Below are 18,764 nucleotides of genomic sequence, written 5' to 3'. Positions count from 1 at the left end.
TGGAGCGTAAACCGTGAGCCGATGAACAAGAATCGGATATGAGGCATTGCCGAGCAGGGTGAGCGGGCCAAAAGCCGCGAAGCTCTTGTGGCCAAGGCGAGGTGGTGTAAATCCGGCGGTTGTGCGGTGAAGGAGTGTGTTCTTACCCGGGGAGATCTCGCCTCATGCCTGAAAGGGCGACGTGGTAACACGGAGCGAGAAGTCAGCAGAGGCCATAGTAGCCGCTTATTCAGGGTGAAGGGCTGAACGAGAAGGAGCGTCAAACGCCTTGTCGATGAGTACTGTACAGCATCAGATGTCCGCGTCAGCGGAGCGGGTTGCAGGACGGGAAGGTGAAGCCTTGCCGGACGTGACCCGCGATGAAACAGGACTCCCGCGACAAGAATCGGAAGGCGCAGGGCGACACCTGCTGGAGCAGGCGTTCGCACGAGAGAACATGCAGCGGGCATGGAAGCGCGTGAAGGCCAACAAGGGATCTGCGGGTGTTGATGGACTGGACATTGCCCAGACCGCCGAACACCTGAGATGGACGTGGCCGGCGCTCCGGCAGCAACTGCTGGAGGGCTCCTATCGGCCACAGCCTGTCCGTCGGGTAGGCATCCCGAAGCCGGACGGCAGTGAACGGGAACTGGGTATCCCTACCGTCACCGACCGTCTGATTCAACAGGCACTGTTGCAAGCGCTGCAACCTCTGATTGATCCCACCTTCAGCGAACACAGCCATGGCTTCCGTCCGGGTCGTCGGGCCCAGGATGCGGTTCTGGCTGCGCAACGCTACGCCCAGCAGGGCTGCCACATCGTTGTGGACGTTGACCTGTCGAAGTTCTTCGACCGGGTTAATCACGACATCCTGATCGACCGCCTGAGGAAGCGCGTGAACGACCCCGGAGTCATCCGGCTGGTTCGTGCGTATCTGAATGCGGGCATCATGGACGGTGGCGTAGTTATAGAACGATACGAGGGCACGCCGCAAGGCGGGCCACTGTCGCCACTGCTGGCGAATGTTCTGCTGGATGAGGTGGATCGGGAACTGGAACGCCGGGGGCACTGCTTCGCTCGTTATGCCGACGACTGCAACGTCTACGTTCGCAGTCATAAAGCGGGAGAGCGGGTGATGCGGTTGCTACACCGTTGTTACGACAAATTGCACTTGGTGATCAACGCATCCAAAAGTGCAGTCACCAGCGTGTTCGGCCGTAAGTTCCTCGGTTATGCCCTATGGCAGACAAAGGATGGAGACGTCCGGCGCGCCGTATCAACAAAAGCGTTACAGGCGTTCAAGCTGAGGATCAGGCAACTGACCCGAGGGTCAGGTGGTCGCAGCATCTCACAAGTGGTGGAAAAGCTCCGCAGCTACCTGCTCGGATGGAAAGGGTACTTCAGACTGGCGCAAACGCCTCGCATCTGGCGATCGCTGGATGAGTGGATACGTCGTCGCCTGAGAGCCCTGCATCTTAAACAGTGGCGGCGGGGCAAGACCATCTACCGGGAGCTGTTGCGCTTGGGCGCAAGTCCCTGGGTGGCGGAATCCGTGGCGGCTCTGAGCCACCGCTGGTGGCATAACAGTCGCTCCGCCATTCACAATGTGCTGACGACTGCCTACTTCGACCGGTTGGGTGTGCCGCGCCTCTCGTGATACCTCAACTTCTCGAACCGCCCGGTGCGGACCCGCTTGCCGGGTGGTGTGGGAGGGGCGGAACCTGCTGGTTCCCCCCTATCCCGATTTACCGACTTGCAAAATTTCCGTGAAATCTTCCGCAAACCGTGGAGTTAGGTTCAACTTCTCATCTATCATGTAAGGCTGTGTAAAATTCGCCGAATTTTTGAACATTCAGGCCTGTTGCCTGCACTTGGCAATTTTTTCAAGGTGTTTTGGAGCGCTCTTACTGGTGATGCTTTCGCTGCCTGCCCTACTAAAGGCTCAGGAGGTCGAGACTATTACTACGCCGGGTGGGAACACTTTCACAGTTCCGTCGAGAGTGTATGAAATTACTGTCGAGACCTGGGGGGCTGGTGGTAGTGGAGAGGGTACTAACAGAGGAGGAGGTGGTGGTGGCGCTTATTCGCGTCAGACCCTGGAGGTGAGCCCTGGAGACAGCTTCACGTATCAGGTGGGGGGCGGAGCACCGGCGGGTAGTGATGGCCCCGGTGGTGATAGTTGGTTCGGTAGCCGTTCGCTGATACTCGCAAAAGGCGGGAATAGTGCCAGCGGTCGCACAGGAGCTGACGGTGGAAGTGCGCAAGACGGGGCCGGAGCAGTGCGTTATCGGGGAGGGAATGGTGCTGATGGTGTTTTTGCCACTGGAGGTGGTGGCGGTGGATCTTCAGCAGGTTCTAATAAGCGCGGCGCGGACGCCATTGGCGGCCAAGGAGCCGATGCTCCAGTAGACGGTGGCGATGGAGGTGATGAGGGTGGCACTGCCTTGATTGTTTTTGGGGGTGATGGAGAGCCCGGTGCAATCCCTGGCGGCGGCGGAGGCGGCGGTGGAAGCTTCCAAAGCGGTGGTGCAGGAGGCGACGGCCAGATCCGCCTGACGTATGAGGTGTTACCGCTGCCCCAGTGCTCTGCTATTTTCGATCCGAGCGATGGCATTACAGAGTCGGTGCCGGTCGAGCAACGGTTGGATTTAAGTGTTTTTGACCCCCGTGCTCCCCAGCAATGGCCGAGTAATAATGTGATACCGGCGGGCAGTCATGTCTACCAGAGCGAGACGTTTGGTAATAACGTGAGCGGTTATACCGTGGCTGGCAGGGCCCGGGTTCTAGTCGACGGCAATTTGACAATTGATTCCTCCAATTTTGCGATGAACCTTGATGGTGCCGCGAGTGACTTGGTGCTGATCGTGGACGGTGACCTGGTTATCTCCAAGCCCAACGTCAAAATTAACGCGGTTATTTACGTTACCGGAAACGTTAGCTTTGGCAACAATATGGTTGTCGTTGGTGCGCTGGCTTTGAAGGGGCAAATCCTAGACCGGGCTAATACCCAGGATCCGGTGACTTATGACCCAGAGGCAGTCGAAAGTGTCGACTTCGGCGGCTCCTGTTTGCAGGAGGAGCCGCCTGCGTCAGAGCTTGATCACATTCGTATCGTGCACCCCGGCTGGGGTTTGACATGTCAGCCTGCAAGTGTGCAGGTGCTGGCTTGTGCAAATTCGGAGTGCTCCAGCCTTTACTCAGACCCGGTGGCACTAAACCTGCAGCCCGCTGGTTGGCTTCCGTCTCAAAATGTAACGATCTCTGGTGCTGCTGATCTGCAGTTTCAACGCTCTAGCGAGGAAACTGTGACCCTTGGTCTGAGCGGCCCGTCGTCGGGCTTGGAGTGCATTGCTCCAGACGGGTCTGGCAGTTGTGACATGACTTTCCGGAATTCAGGCTTGCTATTGGATGTGCCGGATTTGGTGGCGGGGGAGGAGAATAGCTTCTCTATCGCCGCCGTGGAAACCGTGGAGGGAACCGGCGACTGTGCTGCCCTTTTTGCAGGGGAAACCCGAACCATTGAGTTCGGCACTACCTACCTTACTCCCGGCCCCGAGAACAGGGCCGAGTCTTTCTCTACCGTCATCAATAACACACCCGTGGCATCGGATGGGACGAACCTGACAAGGGTGGAGGTCACCTTTGATGAGAACGGGATGGCCGAGGGAGTACGCATCCGTTACGACGACGCAGGTCAAAACAACCTAACCGCCCGTTATGTTGAGGAAGATCAGCCAGACGGAGGCACTTTGATTATTCAGGGCTCTTCAAACTACGTGTCCACACCCTACGGTCTTTGCCTGATTTCAGAGGCGCAGTGTGGAATTGCCGATCTTACCTGTTCTGACACGCACATAGCCGGAACACCCTTTGATGTTACGCCCAAAGCCTATCGTTATAGCTCAGGCGTAGATGCACTCAGTTGTAACAACAAGCTCCCTGCGCCGTCGTTTGCTCTGGGCGATGTTCCGGTCGCTCACCAATTGTTATTTCCCGAGGGCGGCCAGCCAGGCACTCTACTGGAATCAACGCTTAGCTATGGTGCAGGCCAACAAAACCTGACGTTGACAGAAGTTGGTGTCTTCGAGATTCAGACCGAGGCCGTTGAGGGAGGCTATCTGGGGCGCGATATTCCCGCATCGGATCCTGCGACTACGGCGCGGATGATTCCGGCCAGACTAGAGGCGTCTGTTGCAGAGCATGGGGTGCTGGATTCCGCTACGGAGTGTTCAGGGTTTGCATACACGGGCCAGAACTTTGGCTGGCAGCAGGACTTCAATCCGGTCGTGCTGGTAGAAGCCTGGAATGGTAGCGCGACACCAGCGCTTACCGCCAACTACACCCACGAAGATGTTCTGGGCCAGCTGCCTGCCGGGCGTTTCATCGTTGAGGTTCCGGAGGCTGACGGCACCGAAAAATGGAACGATGAAGCAGAAACTCCGGTGCCTTTCCGCACGGATTCTTCAGCAGAATTTCTGGCGACGGGGGTGGTAGAGGAGCAATCAGCAGGTGTAGCCCGCTATGTACTTCGGCCGGATGAGCAGTTTGTGTATCCGAAGTGGCCTGGCAGTCGAATTACACCTTTTGATCCGGATCTGGAGTTTTTGTTAAAGCCGTTGTCTGACCTGGACAACATTCCGGTGGAAGGAATACCGGCCCGTGGGTTGGCGCTAACGCCTGAACCTGCTGCGGGTTTCAAAATCCGCTATGGCCGGCTGGAGTTAGAAAACCTCTACGGCCCTGAAACCGGCGACCCCCTGTTAATGCCGTTCCGCGCCACCTACTGGGATGGCAGCCGGTTTGTAACCAACACCGATGACAGCTGTTCGTCCTGGGCCACCAGCGATATCACTGTGACCGATCAGGACGGAGTAATGGCTGAGCTGGCGGATTTGTCCGGTGAGCTCGAACAGGGTTCAGCTACGCCGCTGGAGCTGGTGCCAACGGGTAATCGGGGCGAAGCCACCCTGGAGTGGGACGTTCCGGTATGGCTGCAGGATGACTGGAATCAGGAAGATACTCTGGTGAACCCCCGCGCCACCGCCACCTTCGGCGTCTACCGAGGCAACGACCGCATCATCTACTGGCGGGAAGTGCCCGCCAACTGAGCCTCCGGCATCATCAATAGATGCGTATGCTGCCGGTCATTCCTGCCTCCTGATGACCGGCTACCGGGCAGGTCAGGTCGTTGAACTCACCGGTTTGCACGGGCACAAACCACCAGTCTGCCTGGTGTCCCGGAAACACCTCAATTTCATGGATGTGCCCTTTGATTTCGGCTGTGCGCTGGCCATCCGCGGTGTAGGTTTGTGCCTTGCGGGTAAACACCGAGCGCGCCATACCCATTGAGGAGAAGTAGTGTGGGTGGGGGCTGTTGTTTTTCAGTACCAGCCGGTAAAGCTTTCCGGTCTCGAACTCAAGATGTGAGGGGCTGAATCGCATCTCACCCTCAGTTGTGCCCAGTTCGACTTCCACTACGATCGGCATTTGCCTGGTCAGGTCGCCTTCACTGTGAGCCTGAAATGACAAGGTGATGCCTGCCACCAGTGCCGTCATCCAGAGTTTCATCTTGTCGTTCTCCTCATCCACTTTCCTTGACAGTATCAGCGGAAAAGTCGGGACACCTAGCGTCTTTCCGTAGTACGACCAAAGTTGGGGAAGTGGCGACCAAAGGGCGGTTCATGCGGTCCTGGCATTGTGTCACGCTCAGGTTGAATCAGTGCCATTTGCGCGGGATTGGGTGACGTGATGTCTGAGTGGTTGAGTCCGTTGGTGGAAATGGGTGTGTTGACGCTCGGGTTGGTGGAACTGCTGGGTATTGGCGGGCCGGTGGTGGCGATCTTGTTGGTATTCTCCATGGTTGCCGTTACGTTGATTGTTGGCAAATCCCTGCAGTTGCTTTTAGTCACCTGGCAATCCAAAACAAAAGTTTCGAACAGTCTATCTTTGTGGCGGGATGGCCAAGTGCGTGACGCCCACAGTCTCTTGATGACCAGCCAACAGCCGGTGCCGGCATTGGTGGCCAGTGCCATGGCCTCGGTGATGCGCCATGGTGACGCGCCGCTGGTTCGGGAGGAGCTGGCTCGCCAGGCGTCCCGGCACTCGGCATCGCTCAAGAGTTATCTGAAACCGTTGGAAGTCATAGCCACGCTAAGCCCATTGCTGGGCCTTCTGGGTACGGTAATGGGGATGATTCTGGCGTTCCAGCAGATGGAGGCGGCGGGTAACCAGGTGGACCCGTCGGTGCTGTCGGGAGGGATCTGGCAGGCGCTGCTGACCACGGCTGCGGGCCTGATTGTGGCCATTCCCGTGGTCATGTTGCACAGCTACCTTGAGCGTAAAACGGACCGCCTGGTGGATGATATGGAAGATGCGCTGACCGCGGTATTTACCGGACCCTTGGTTGGCAATACTTCCGGCGCGGTGAATGTGTCTGAGCCGGCGGCTAATCCTCTTAACGCCAGTGATGAGCGGCGGGGCCATGCAGCTTGATCGCCCTGCGGCACCCTCCCGAAAGCTGATTGGTCTGACACCACTGATTGATGTGGTGTTCATTCTGCTGCTGTTTTTCATGCTGACCTCCTCGTTTATCCAGTGGCAGAGTCTCGACTTGACGATGTCGACGGGCGAGGGCTCAGAGGTCTCCGGTGAGCCACCATTGATGCTGGGGATGGCACCGGATGGCCGACCAATCCTGCCGGATGAGCCGCTCGTGTTTCTGGATGACAGGCAGCTGAGTGACCTGCTCGCAGGAGGCGACCGAACCGTGATCCTCACACCCCATCCAGCGAGTTCAATACAACAGGTGGTCTGGTTGCTCGATAAGGTAGGGGGATTGGGTGCAGCCAGCGTCTCGGTGAACACTGGGGCGGCAGAATGAACATCAAACGTGGCAGCGCTCCGGCGGCCAGTAATGACGATCATCTGATACCGCTGATCAACGTGGTCTTTCTGATGCTGATCTTCTTCATGCTGGCCGGTCAGATTCGGGCGTCTGATGGTTTGCCGTTTGTTCCGCCAGCCATGGACTCCGGCGAACCGGAGGTGTCAGCGCAGGTCGAGATTCTGATGACGGAAGGTGGTGAGGTTTTTCTCAATGGCACCCCGGTCCAGCACGACGAGCTCTCGAGGGCATTGGCGGATGGCTGGGGTGTGGAGGGAGCGGCGCGCTCCCAATCCCCGGTGCTGGTCAAGATTGATCAGACGTTAACGGCAGAGCAATGGCAGCCGGTGTTGGCCTGGGTGTCGGAAGCAGGGTTTGAATCGGTGCACCTGTCCACGCGGCGGAGCCCGTGATGGGCTTGAAGCGTCGGTATCTGTTTGCGGGTGCGCTCTGTGCACTGGCGTTTCATGCCGGAGCCTTTCTGGTCGTGCAGGGTGTATTGGCGCACCAGCCGGTGCTGGATGTGGCCGCGGATGAAGGGGCCGATGGTGTTTTTGTGACGCTGGCGAGTGCTGACATGTCGCCTGCTGAAAATCCTTCTGATACTGATCCGGAGCCGGTACAGGCCACCCCGAAAGAGGAGCCCCTGCAGAAGCCTGATTCCTTGCAGGCCCCCATGCCCGCGCCGTCGCCAGAAACAAAGCCAGAACCCCTGCCAGAACCAGAGCTCAAGCCACAACCAACGCCAGAGCCAGAGCCGGAGCCTGTCGAGCCAGTATCGACAACGTCAGAACCCGATAGGGACGTAGAGGAGCAGGAGGTGCCCGAAATCAGTGGCGCCGACCCGGCACCCACCGCAGAGCCTAACTTGGCCCCCGCCGAAGATGCCTCGGCAACCCCCGCGACACAGGCAGATACCGGTGGTGTGGTGAACGATGAAGCCCGTTATCTGCAAGCGTTACTGGGCCACCTGAACCGCTATAAACGTTACCCCGATTCTGCCCGCCGCATGCGTCGGGAAGGTGTGGTCGAGGTGACCTTTACGGTTAACCGGCAAGGCCAGGTGGCAGACGCCCGGGTGGTAAAGAGTGCGGGCTTTCGCCCCCTGGATGACGAGGTGCGGGATATGTTGTCCAGGGCGGTACCGTTACCCGGAGTGCCTGCGGATTATGGCCGGCCCGAGTTGACGGTGACCTTGCCCGTCGCCTTCTCCCTGCGGTAACGCCCGGCTTTAACGGGAAAATGTCCCGACCCAAAGTAGGCCTCCTCAGGTTCCATCGTTCAGTTCTCCCGAATCGCTCCCCACTCTAAGGTTACCCCAACAGCAATAAAAACCTGTGCTAAGGGGAATACGATGAGTTTGATGTTGAAACCAATAATCCGCGCGGTGCGTTTCGCCGTTCTGGCTTCCGTTCCGGGCATTGTGATGGCCCAGCAGACAGGCGAGGCAGTGTATCTGCCGGCACTGGATGTGCGTAGCCTGGTGCCCACGTCTGTTGAGGGCATGCCGGGTGCCGCGAGCGTGCTGACCCGTGACCAGATCGATGTGTATAAGCCCTACACCCTGCATGATGCCCTGGATTTTGTGCCGGGCGTGCGCACCATCGACGACGATGTCCTCGGCCGGCGCTCCGGTATTGGTGTTCGCGGTGCACCTCCGCGCCGTTCCCGTAAGGTGCTCTTGCTCGAAGACGGCACGCCGATCAACAACAGTGCATACCTCGATTCCGGTGCGCATTACACCCCACCGTTGGAGCGCCTGGAGCGCGTTGAGGTTTACAAGGGCGCAGGGCAGATTGTCCACGGCCCTCTGAACAACAACGGCATCGTCAATTTCCGTAACCTGAAACCTACCCCGGTGCCGGAAACCGTCATCGAAGTGGGCGTGGGCAACCAGGACACCATCCAGCAGCATATTCACCATCGCCGCACTGAAGGCGATGTCGGCATGGTGTTCTCCTACACCGGCAAGCGTGCTGACGGAACCTTTGATGTGGAAGAGCAGCAGTACGACGATTTCTACACTGGCCTGGAATGGCAGGTTAATGAACGCAACCAGCTGGCGGCGTCTGTGACCTACTTGCGTGAGCGCAGCGATGGTTACGACGAAGCGAACCTTTCCCTGCAGGAGTATCGTGACGCGCCCCGCAACAAGAGCCGTTTCGATGAGGGGCGCGAAGATAACAACATTTCGGTGAACTACCTGAAGTACGACCTGACCCATAACCTGCAGGTGACGGACGATGTCAGCGTGTCCAGTAAAGTCTTCTTTACAGACCTGGACCGCCCGCGTTTCCAGACTCGCGGCACGGCACCTGCAGACGGCGGCGTGATGGAAGGCCGGGATCGCCGTTATGAGAACCTGGGGGTTGAGAGCCGACTGGAGTGGGCCAACATTGAAGCGCTTGGGCTGACCCATCGTATCCAGACCGGCGTACGCTACGAAAACCATAACTTTGAGGACCGCCGCCCTGTTGGCCTGCCGGGTGAGAAGCTGGATGAGGGCAACCGCGGCCGTTTGTTGGCGGTCTCTGGCGAGGACGGTTACACCCGTGACGGGCGCCTGGTGGAATACGATGCCGAGGCGGTTTCCGGATATATCCAGAATAGCATGAGCTTTGGTGATTGGACGGTGACCCCGGGCCTTCGTTATGAAACCTACAACCAATACAAAGACACGGTGTTTCGCCCTGGTAGCAGTGACGAAGGTGTTCGGGAAAAGGATTCCAACTCATTGTTCCTGCCTGGGATCAGCCTGCTTTACACAGGGTTTGCGCAATCAGAGATCTACGCCGGCATCCATCGCGGTTATGCGCCTGCCTCGGCTCGCTCGGATGAGTTTCCGCTCACCCCGGAAACCGGCGTGAACAGCCAGTTGGGTGTCCGTACCAGCGCAATCAAAGGCGTCAGCCTCGATGCAGCTGTGTTCCACAATCGCATCAAGGACACGTTGATTCGTGATGATGTGGACGAATTCGGCGATGCGTTGTTTGTAAACGCAGCGGATTCGCGCAGTACCGGCGTCGATGTCGGCGCCAGAATCGATTCCTCTGCCTTCTATCTGGCGGATTACAACCTGTTCGCCGAAGCTGCGCTGAATTACACCGATGCCCGTTTCACCACCGGACCCCTGGACGACAATCGGGTACCTGAAATCCCGACCCGGGCAGGCAGCTTCACCGTTGGGATGGATCACATGGCCGGCTGGCACTTGAGCGCCACTGTCAGCCATCTGGGGTCCTTCTACAGTGATATCGAAAATACCCGTGAGCTGACCTCCGACGGCGAGGCGGGCAAGGTGCCGAGCCGTACCCTGTTCTCGGCACGGGCAAGCTACAAGTTGCCAACCACCACGGATGCAACCTTGTGGGTTCAGGGGCGCAACCTGTCAGACAAGCTGTATATCTCGGATGTGCAGGACGGCATCCGCCCCGGCGCTCCGAGAACGGTTGTTGCTGGCGCAACAGTGAGGTTTTGATATGACCCTCGGTTAGTCATATCGCTTGGCCGGGTTTCCTTCCTTTTCCCGGCATTTTTCTTCCGATGCTCCGGCCGCTCTGCGGCCGGAGCTTTTTTCGTGTCAGGGGGGAACAAACGCCCGAGGGGGTTGTGATAATCTTGGCGGGTGAATACCAACAACAAAAGAGTCCGAGATGAAAATTCTGATTGCGGATGATCATGCGGTGGTGCGACAGGGTTATGCCAGCCTGTTATCGATGGCCTTGGAACCCTGCGAAATTATGGAGGCGGCATCTGGGGAGGAAGCCTGCGACTTCAGCAGGAGGCATCAGCCGGATCTGATTATTATGGACGTAGGCTTGCCGGGCATCAGCGGCATAGAAGCAGCGGCCCGAATTCTGGAAGCCCAGAAAGACGCCCGAATACTCTTCTTCAGTATGTACAACGAAGTGCCTATCGTTAAACGTGCCCTTCAGGTGGGCGCCATGGGCTATATCACCAAGTCCTGCGACACCGATACCCTGATCAAGGCGGTTCAGCGCGTTGCCGAAGGTGAAATTTTTGTCGAGTACGATCTGATTATGAAGTCGTCGTTCAACGATCAGGCCTCCGAGTCCGCAAAATTGCAGCAGTTGACGCGCCGCCAGTTTGAAGTGTTTTCCATGCTGGCTCGCGGGTTAAGCAATGATGAAATTGCCCATGCCCTGGCAATCGAAAAGAAAACCGTGGCCAATACGGTGACCGCCATTAAGAGCAGCCTTGGAATCGAGTCGATGGCGAAGCTGGTCTTCTTCGCCATTGATGCCGGGCTGGTTCAAATCTGCACGCAGCCAGCGGCATCCGTTTCCCAGGAGTAACGGCTGCTTAGTCTTCCGCGTCCTCAGCAGAATCGATTTTCAGTTCGTTAATCTTCCGGGTCAGCGTATTCCTGCCCCAGCCAAGCAGCACGGACGCATCCCGGCGGCGCCCGCCGGTGTGCTTCAGGGCCACCTCAATCATAATCTTCTCGAACTCCGGTACGGCGGTGTCCAGGATCGACTTCTTGCCGCGCTTCAGTTCCTGTTCTGCCCAGTTTTTCAGGCCTTCCTGCCAGGTCTGGCCAGTGGCGCTGTGCTCACTTTCCGCCTGGTGCAGCAGTTCCGGGGGCAGGTCGTCTACGTGGATTTCCCGGCCGCTGGCCATTACGGTCAGCCAGCGGCAGGTGTTTTCCAGCTGGCGCACGTTGCCGGGCCAGGGCAGGGTGGTCAGGTATTCTTCGGCATCTGGCCGCAGTATTTTCGCTTCTACCGACAGTTCCTTGGCGGCCCGTTTCAGGAAGTGCTGCATCAGTTTGGGGATGTCTTCCCGGCGTTCAGCCAGTTTGGGCAGGTGTACGCGAATTACGTTCAGGCGGTGGAACAAGTCTTCGCGGAAGCTGCCGGCCTGCACCAGTTTTTCCAGGTCCTGGTGCGTGGCGGCGATGATGCGCACATCCACTTTGATGGGGGTGGTGCCGCCCACCCGGTAGAATTCGCCATCGGCCAGTACCCGCAGCAGTCGGGTCTGGGTGTCGGCGGGCATGTCGCCGATTTCGTCCAGAAACAGGGTGCCGCCATTGGATTGCTCAAAGCGGCCCTGCCTTGCCGCCGCTGCGCCTGTGAATGCGCCTTTTTCATGGCCAAACAGTTCGGACTCAATCAGGTCCTTGGGAATCGCAGCCATATTGAGTGCGATGAAGGGGTGGCTCGCCCGAGGGCTGTGGTTGTGCAGGGCCTGGGCGACCAGTTCCTTACCGGTACCGCTTTCACCGTTGATCAGTACGGTAATGTTGGAGTGGGACAGTCGGCCGATGGCCCTGAACACTTCCTGCATCGCAGGTGCTTCACCGATGATTTCGGCATTTCTCTGTGTGCTTTCGGCCTGCGGCTCTGAGGTGGCACGGCGTTCGTGGCTGTGAGCCACGGCCCGCTTCACCAAAGCAACGGCGTCATCCACATCAAACGGTTTCGGAAGATACTCGAAGGCGCCCGTCTGGTAGCTGGTCACCGCGCTTTCCAGGTCGGAATGGGCGGTCATGATGATCACCGGCAGATCCGGGTGTGAGTCAACAATCTGTGAGAGCAAGGTGATGCCGTCGACGCCGGGCATACGGATGTCGCTGATGATGGCATCGGGCTGTTCGTGCTCCAGCCTCATCATGATGCTTTCGCCACTTTCAAACACCCGGGGCTGCATACCGGCCTGGTTCAGGGCGCGCTCCAGCACCCAACGTATACTGCGATCGTCGTCAATTATCCAGACGTTTGCCGGTTGGCTCATTGGTTTTCCTCCAGGGGCAGGAAGATGATGAAGTCGGTTTTTCCGGGCTCGCTCTCGCATTCAACAAGCCCGTGATGTTGCCCGATGATGCTTTGGGTGATGGAGAGGCCGAGGCCCGTGCCGCTGGCTCGCCCACTGATCATCGGGTAGAAAACATTTTGCAACAGATCCGGTGGTATGCCCGGGCCGTTATCAATCACATCCACACGGCACACCAGGCGATGGCGTTTGTGGCCGATGGTGAACTGTCGCAATGCGCGTGTGCGGAAGGTGATCGTCGGCTGTTCGTCGCCGGTCATCTCCGCCTGGTTCTCGAACGCGGCTTCCATGGCGTTGCGGGCGATGTTAAGGAAAGCCTGAATCAGCTGTTCCTTGTCGCCCTGGAACTCGGGCAGGCTGGGATCGTAATCTCTCCGGAAGTTCAGGCGGCCGCGGCTCTCAGCTTCCAAAAGGGTTTTGACGCGCTCCAGAACCTCATGAATATTGGTGGACGCCATTTTTGGGGCTTTGTTCGGGCCGAGCATGCGGTCCACCAGGGTTCGCAGGCGGTCCGCTTCTGCAATGATCACCTGGGTGTATTCTTTCTGGTCTTCGTTGTGCAGTTCGCGGTCCAGCAACTGGGCCGCCCCGCGAATACCTCCAAGAGGGTTTTTGATTTCATGGGCCATGCCCCGGACCAGTATCCGGGTGGTTTCCTGCTGGGAGATAATGTCTTCTTCCCGGCTGATCCTTAGCAAGCGGTCCCTGGGCTGGATTTCGATCAACAGTTCCGTTGGCTCAAGGCTTATGGGGGACACCGAATAATCAACCGTCAGCCGCAACCCGCTTGTCAGTATGAATTCCGCTTCGCGTCTGGTGTACGACTGGCCATTCTCGGCTGCTGCATACAGTGTTTGCAGGGCATCTTCAGAGTCGATCAGGATGTCGTTGATCGGGGCTCCCTTACTTCTGGTTACGCTGGTTTCAAACAGACTTTCGGCCGCCGGATTCAGGTACTGGACTCTTAACCCGTCACTCAGCACCAGTACGGCTGTGGTCAGGCTGTCCAGTATGCTTTTGTATCCGGCCGGTATTGCCATTCGTTTGTCCCTTTTGATGGGCCTTGCGGGTTGCTAAGGCAGTTTTGCAAAAAACGAACCACATTGGCTGTTCGTGGCGATGACAGTGCGCATTTAGCGGGCATGCGGGTTACAGGCCTGTGAACACGGCGTGGTGTAGTGCAGAAATATCATTGCGTAAAGCCTGCCCGCGGATATCCGCCCTGGGAATGGTCAGAGTATGGCTTTTTTATGGTGCGACCGCACTAAAATGGGGCAAGCAGGAATGGCGTGGTGGTTCGCTAACCGCTACAGGTCTGCGTTTGTATGGCGCCCCGGCCCGAAACGGTCGGGGCCCCGGAAGGGTGCATCAGTTGTTGACGCTGGGCCGGTGGATGGTGAAGGTAATGGTTTCGCCGCTCTTGACGGTAACACCGTTGCTGTCGACGATATTGACGCCTGCATCGTGGGTGCCGCGAAACACATTGCGCACCATCACTGTCCCGGAAGCGCTCTGGCCAACCGGTTGGCCGTCGAGAGTTACTTCGTACTTGTGGCTGCCCCGAAGGCCAGGTGAACTGGTCACGCGGAATTCCACGTCGCCGCTGCCACTGTGGAAGGCCTGGTCATCACCCGGCGCGAGGAAGCGGACGCTGTCGTAGACGGAGCCTTCCTGTTGCACTTTTTCCCGCAACCGCTCTGGCTCCCGAACCGCTTCGAGTTTTGGCAGAGTGACCGTGGTGACCGGTTTTACCTTGATCTCCTCAGCAGGGGTGCCTTCCGAGGGCTCGTCGGTATAGGTAACGTTGCCCTGAGCATCCACCTGACGATAGACCTCGGCGGAAACCGGAAGCGCCGCAAGAGCGACAATGCCAGAGAGTAGTGCAAGCCGTGCGTTCATAGAGACAACCTGTCTGATTGTTTTACCCGATTATCAGCGCCAGTCATGAGTATTTCAACGCCATTACCCGGCAGCTTGGTTACATTCCGTTAAGGCTGGTCGAAATGTGCGGCCGTACACAAAAAAGCCCCGCGCAAGGCGGGGCTTCTCTGGGTTGCTGATCCTTACGAACGGATCAGCAGGAGTAGTAGAGCTGGAACTCGACCGGATGCGTGGTCATGTTCAGTTTCTCAACTTCACCGCGCTTCAGATCGATGTAGCCGGCAATCATGTCCTCGGTGAACACGCCGCCGCGGGTCAGGAATTCATGATCTTCAGCCAGGCAATCCAGAGCTTCGGACAGGGTTTCAGCAACCTTCGGAATGTTCAGCGCTTCTTCCTTCGGCAGGTCGTACAGATCCTTGTCCATGGCATCGCCCGGGTGGATCTTGTTCTGGATACCATCCAGGCCGGCCATCATCAATGCAGCGAACGCCAGGTACGGGTTGGCCGCCGGGTCAGGGAAACGCACTTCGATACGACGTGCTTTCGGGCTGTTCACGTATGGAATACGGATGGAGGCCGAACGGTTACGGGCGGAGTAGGCCAGCATAACCGGTGCTTCGTAGCCCGGAACCAGACGCTTGTAGCTATTGGTTGCAGGGTTGGTAAAGGCGTTGATGGCCTTGGCGTGCTTGACGACACCACCGATATAGTAAAGCGCTGCTTCGCTCAGGCCGGCATAGCTGTCACCTGCGAACAGGTTCTTGCCGTCTTTGCTCAGGGACATGTGTACGTGCATGCCGGAGCCGTTATCACCAACCACAGGCTTGGGCATGAAGGTGGCGGTTTTACCGTAGGCGTGGGCCACGTTGTGTACGCAGTACTTGAGAATCTGCACTTCGTCAGCCTTGCGGGTCAGGGTGTTGGCGCCAACGCCGATTTCACACTGGCCAGCGGTGCCGACTTCGTGGTGATGAACCTCAATTTCCAGGCCCATGGATTCCATAGCGGCACACATGGCGCCACGCAGGTCGTGCAGGCTATCCACTGGCGGAACCGGGAAGTAACCACCTTTAACACCCGGGCGGTGACCGATGTTGTTGCGATCGAAGTCTTCGCCGGATACCCAGGCGGCTTCTTCAGAGTGGATGTGGTAGGAAGCGCCCTGCATATCCACATTCCATTTAACAGAATCGAAAACAAAGAACTCAGGTTCCGGACCAAACAGGGCACCGTCAGCGATGCCCGTGGACTTGAGGTACTCTTCCGCACGGCGGGCAACGGAGCGTGGGTCACGCTCATAGCCCTGCATGGTGGAAGGCTCTACGATGTCACAGGTAATGTTCAGTGTGGTTTCTTCGGTGAACGGGTCCAGCACGGAGGTGCTGTCGTCCGGCATCAGAATCATGTCGGATTCATTGATGCCTTTCCAGCCGGAGATTGAAGAGCCGTCGAACATCTTGCCGTCGCTGAAAAAGTCCTCGTCCACCTCGGTGGCCGGCAGCGTTACGTGTTGTTCTTTGCCACGGCTGTCAGTGAATCTCAGGTCGATCCATTTGACTTCGTGTTCCTTGATCAGATCAATCGTCTTGGACATTGTGCATGCTCCGTCTGTTATCCCGCCGTGCGGGCGATTTCTGTGTACATTGTTGCCGGATCGTTCAGCAGTGCTGACTCCCGATCTTTCTTTCAGGTAGGGCAGCTTAACAAAAGCTGTTGCGAGTTACCTGCAAATTCGGCTGCTTAAGGTTTAGCAATAGCCTTGCCAGTTTTTGATGCATGCGCCACAAGTGCGCAATACCAAGGCGTTCGGGCTGTTTTGGAGCGATATGTGCTGATTGGGTGGCCCTATCGCTCTTTCGTGGTGCGTTAAAACGGTGCGATAGCTGAAATAATGCACCAAAATGATGCAGATGGGTTGTTGCTTCGATAGGCGTTTTTCTTCATATAAACGCAAGTGAGTTTGCTATATACTGCGCGCCACTTCATTTTTGCCTCAGGTATTCAGCACAGACGCTGAGTTTCTTCAGGGGGTATTCGGGCTTCCCGGCCCGACAAATGAAATTCATTTTACGGATTTGAGACGGCATGTAAGGGGCTTTGCGCTTACTGAAGACCTCTCAGGTCATTCGGTGCATGCTGCAGGATTATAGTTGTGATTGATAAACTTCGTAATATCGCCATCATCGCCCACGTCGACCATGGCAAGACCACGCTGGTTGACCAGCTTCTTCGTCAGTCCGGCACGCTGGACCGTAAAGAGCTCGAAAACGAGCGTGTCATGGACTCCAATGATCAGGAAAAAGAGCGTGGCATTACCATTCTGGCCAAGAATACGGCGCTGAAATGGCACGACTACGACATCAATATCGTGGACACTCCGGGTCACGCCGATTTCGGCGGTGAAGTCGAGCGTGTCATGAGCATGGTCGATTGCGTGTTGCTGGTGGTTGACTCCATTGACGGCCCGATGCCGCAAACCCGGTTCGTGACCCAGAAAGCGTTCGACGCGGGCTTGCACCCGATTGTCGTCGTGAACAAAATTGACCGCCCTGGAGCTCGCCCGGATTGGGTGGTGGATCAGGTGTTTGATTTGTTCGACAACCTTGGAGCCAGCGATGAGCAGCTGGACTTTCCGATTGTCTATGCCAGCGCCCTGAACGGCATTGCCGGAATGGATCACGAAAAGCTGGACGACAACATGGACGCGGTTTTCCAGGCCATCGTTGATCACGTGCCTGCCCCCAACGTCGACCGGGACGGTCCGTTCCAGATGCAGATTTCTCAGTTGGACTACAACAGCTTCCTGGGCGTTATTGGCATCGGCCGCATTATGCGCGGCAAGATTAAAACCAACTCTCCGGTTACGGCCATTGGTGCCAACGGCAAAAAGCGCCAGGGCCGTATTCTCAAGATCATGGGCCATTCCGGGCTGCAGCGTGTTGAAGTCGACGAAGCGCAGGCGGGCGACATTATTTGCGTCAGCGGCATGGATGAGCTGTACATCTCTGACACCTTGTGTGACCAGGCCAATGTTGAAGCCTTGCCGCCGTTGACGGTGGATGAGCCGACGGTTTCCATGACGTTCCAGGTCAACGACTCACCGTTTTGTGGCAAGGAAGGTAAGTTTGTCACCAGCCGCAACATCAAAGAGCGTTTGGAAAAAGAGCTGCTGCACAACGTTGCTCTGCGAGTTGAAGAAGGTGAGTCGGCAGATAAGTTCAAGGTATCCGGCCGTGGCGAGCTGCACCTCTCAGTGTTGATCGAAAACATGCGTCGCGAGAACTTTGAGCTCGCCGTGGGTCGTCCGGAAGTGGTTATCCGTGAGATCGATGGTGTTAAACAGGAGCCGTACGAAAACGTCATCATCGACATCGAAGAGCAGCACCAGGGTGCGCTTATGGATCAGATGGGGCTCCGCAAGGGTGAAATGACCAACATGGTGCCGGACGGAAAGGGCCGTATGCGTCTTGAGTATACGATTCCGGCGCGCGGGCTGATCGGTTTCCGTAACGCCTTCCTGACCATGACCTCCGGTTCGGGTATTTTGACTTCAACCTTCAGCCATTACGGCCCTATCAAGAGCGGTGATGTGACCAGTCGTCAGAACGGTGTGCTGGTGTCAATGGCTACGGGTGCGGCGTTGACTTACTCGCTGGAAACACTGCAGAGCCGAGGCAAGCTGTTCCTGGATCCCGGCCAGGAAATCTATGAAGGCCAGTTATGTGGTATTCACAGCCGCGACAACGATCTGGTGATTAACCCCACCAAGGGGAAAAAGCTGGACAACATGCGCGCGTCTGGCAAGGACGAGGTTATCGGCCTGGTGCCACCGATCAAGCATACTCTTGAGCAGGCTCTGGAGTTCATCGATGAAGACGAATTGGTGGAAGTGACGCCCAAGTCGATCCGGCTGCGCAAGAAGCTTCTGACTGAGAATGAGCGTAAGCGCGCTCATAAGAAGTAATCGTCAGTAAGTGATATCAAGGGGCGGTGCCAATGTGGCCCGCCCCTTTTTTGTTGTGCGCCAGGCATGGCGCGTAGCGCCTTGACGGGCGCTGTTCCGGTACAGGTGGTGCTGGCCGGATGACTTGGGGGTGCAAGTCCCCTGTGGACCCGGCAAGGGGAACCACTAGCCGGACGGCAAGGGTGTCCATCGTGAGATGGAATCTGAAGGAAGCCGCAGGCAAAGCACTGGCCTGACGAACAGAAATCGCATATGAGG

The 18,764-nt window shown here is 57.4% G+C and carries 15 protein-coding genes; 10 read left to right on the top strand and 5 right to left on the bottom strand.

Going from position 1 to position 18,764, the window contains the following annotated elements; all coding sequences use genetic code 11:
• Positions 1-268 precede the first annotated feature (268 nt).
• The 3 genes from ltrA (at position 269) to R1T46_RS21295 (ending at position 5,087) form a co-directional block, all read left to right on the top strand.
• Complete coding sequence (gene ltrA, locus R1T46_RS21305) at positions 269-1,636, top strand: group II intron reverse transcriptase/maturase (RefSeq protein ID WP_317306471.1); 1,368 nt, start codon at positions 269-271, stop codon at positions 1,634-1,636.
• 566 nt (positions 1,637-2,202) lie between these two features.
• Positions 2,203-2,388 carry a hypothetical protein gene (locus R1T46_RS21300; RefSeq protein WP_317306961.1) on the top strand — a complete coding sequence of 62 codons (186 nt, stop codon included), beginning with the start codon at positions 2,203-2,205 and terminating at the stop codon, positions 2,386-2,388.
• A gap of 35 nt (positions 2,389-2,423) precedes the next feature.
• On the top strand, positions 2,424-5,087 hold the full coding sequence (locus R1T46_RS21295; RefSeq protein ID WP_317306960.1) for a DUF6701 domain-containing protein: 2,664 nt from the start codon (positions 2,424-2,426) through the stop codon (positions 5,085-5,087).
• Positions 5,088-5,100: 13 nt separating this feature from the next.
• Here R1T46_RS21295 and R1T46_RS21290 read toward each other — a convergent pair whose 3' ends face one another.
• Positions 5,101-5,547, bottom strand: a complete 447-nt coding sequence (locus R1T46_RS21290) for a hypothetical protein (RefSeq protein WP_317306959.1) — start codon at positions 5,545-5,547, stop codon at positions 5,101-5,103.
• A 180-nt stretch (positions 5,548-5,727) separates the two neighbouring features.
• On the opposite strand from R1T46_RS21290, the gene R1T46_RS21285 reads away from it, so the two are divergent.
• From R1T46_RS21285 to R1T46_RS21260, 6 genes are all read left to right on the top strand, one after another.
• On the top strand, positions 5,728-6,471 hold the full coding sequence (locus tag R1T46_RS21285) for a MotA/TolQ/ExbB proton channel family protein (RefSeq protein WP_317306958.1): 744 nt from the start codon (positions 5,728-5,730) through the stop codon (positions 6,469-6,471).
• Positions 6,461-6,859 carry a biopolymer transporter ExbD gene (locus R1T46_RS21280; protein ID WP_317306957.1) on the top strand — a complete coding sequence of 133 codons (399 nt, stop codon included), beginning with the start codon at positions 6,461-6,463 and terminating at the stop codon, positions 6,857-6,859. Before R1T46_RS21285 ends, R1T46_RS21280 begins: the two co-directional genes overlap by 11 nt.
• Positions 6,856-7,275, top strand: coding sequence for an ExbD/TolR family protein (locus tag R1T46_RS21275; protein ID WP_286815799.1), 420 nt, complete (start codon positions 6,856-6,858; stop codon positions 7,273-7,275). Before R1T46_RS21280 ends, R1T46_RS21275 begins: the two co-directional genes overlap by 4 nt.
• Complete coding sequence (locus R1T46_RS21270; RefSeq protein WP_317306956.1) at positions 7,275-8,084, top strand: energy transducer TonB; 810 nt, start codon at positions 7,275-7,277, stop codon at positions 8,082-8,084. Before R1T46_RS21275 ends, R1T46_RS21270 begins: the two co-directional genes overlap by 1 nt.
• 141 nt (positions 8,085-8,225) lie before the next feature.
• Positions 8,226-10,340 (top strand): TonB-dependent receptor family protein, encoded by a 2,115-nt coding sequence (locus R1T46_RS21265; protein WP_317306955.1) that lies wholly within the window; start codon positions 8,226-8,228, stop codon positions 10,338-10,340.
• Positions 10,341-10,515: 175 nt separating this feature from the next.
• Positions 10,516-11,178, top strand: a complete 663-nt coding sequence (locus tag R1T46_RS21260) for a response regulator transcription factor (protein ID WP_317306954.1) — start codon at positions 10,516-10,518, stop codon at positions 11,176-11,178.
• A gap of 7 nt (positions 11,179-11,185) precedes the next feature.
• Here R1T46_RS21260 and ntrC read toward each other — a convergent pair whose 3' ends face one another.
• The 4 genes from ntrC to glnA all read right to left on the bottom strand — a co-directional run bounded on the left by ntrC (position 11,186) and on the right by glnA (position 16,136).
• Positions 11,186-12,619, bottom strand: a complete 1,434-nt coding sequence (ntrC, locus tag R1T46_RS21255) for a nitrogen regulation protein NR(I) (RefSeq protein WP_317306953.1) — start codon at positions 12,617-12,619, stop codon at positions 11,186-11,188.
• The gene (gene glnL, locus R1T46_RS21250; RefSeq protein WP_036203423.1) at positions 12,616-13,698 is read right to left on the bottom strand and encodes a nitrogen regulation protein NR(II); all 1,083 of its coding nucleotides are present in this window, start codon (positions 13,696-13,698) and stop codon (positions 12,616-12,618) included. Before glnL ends, ntrC begins: the two co-directional genes overlap by 4 nt.
• A gap of 328 nt (positions 13,699-14,026) precedes the next feature.
• Entirely contained in the window at positions 14,027-14,557 is a 531-nt protein-coding gene (locus R1T46_RS21245) for a DUF4124 domain-containing protein (protein ID WP_075195668.1), read from the bottom strand.
• A gap of 175 nt (positions 14,558-14,732) precedes the next feature.
• Entirely contained in the window at positions 14,733-16,136 is a 1,404-nt protein-coding gene (gene glnA / locus R1T46_RS21240) for a glutamate--ammonia ligase (protein WP_036203429.1), read from the bottom strand.
• A gap of 558 nt (positions 16,137-16,694) precedes the next feature.
• Here glnA and typA point away from each other — a divergent pair.
• Positions 16,695-18,506 carry a translational GTPase TypA gene (gene typA, locus R1T46_RS21235; RefSeq protein WP_317306952.1) on the top strand — a complete coding sequence of 604 codons (1,812 nt, stop codon included), beginning with the start codon at positions 16,695-16,697 and terminating at the stop codon, positions 18,504-18,506.
• Positions 18,507-18,764 lie beyond the last annotated feature (258 nt).

The sequence above is a fragment of the Marinobacter salarius genome (assembly GCF_032922745.1).
Classification (GTDB): domain Bacteria; phylum Pseudomonadota; class Gammaproteobacteria; order Pseudomonadales; family Oleiphilaceae; genus Marinobacter.
The sequence above is the reverse complement of the archived record's forward strand: the minus strand, read 5'-3'. Positions and strand labels throughout refer to the sequence as shown.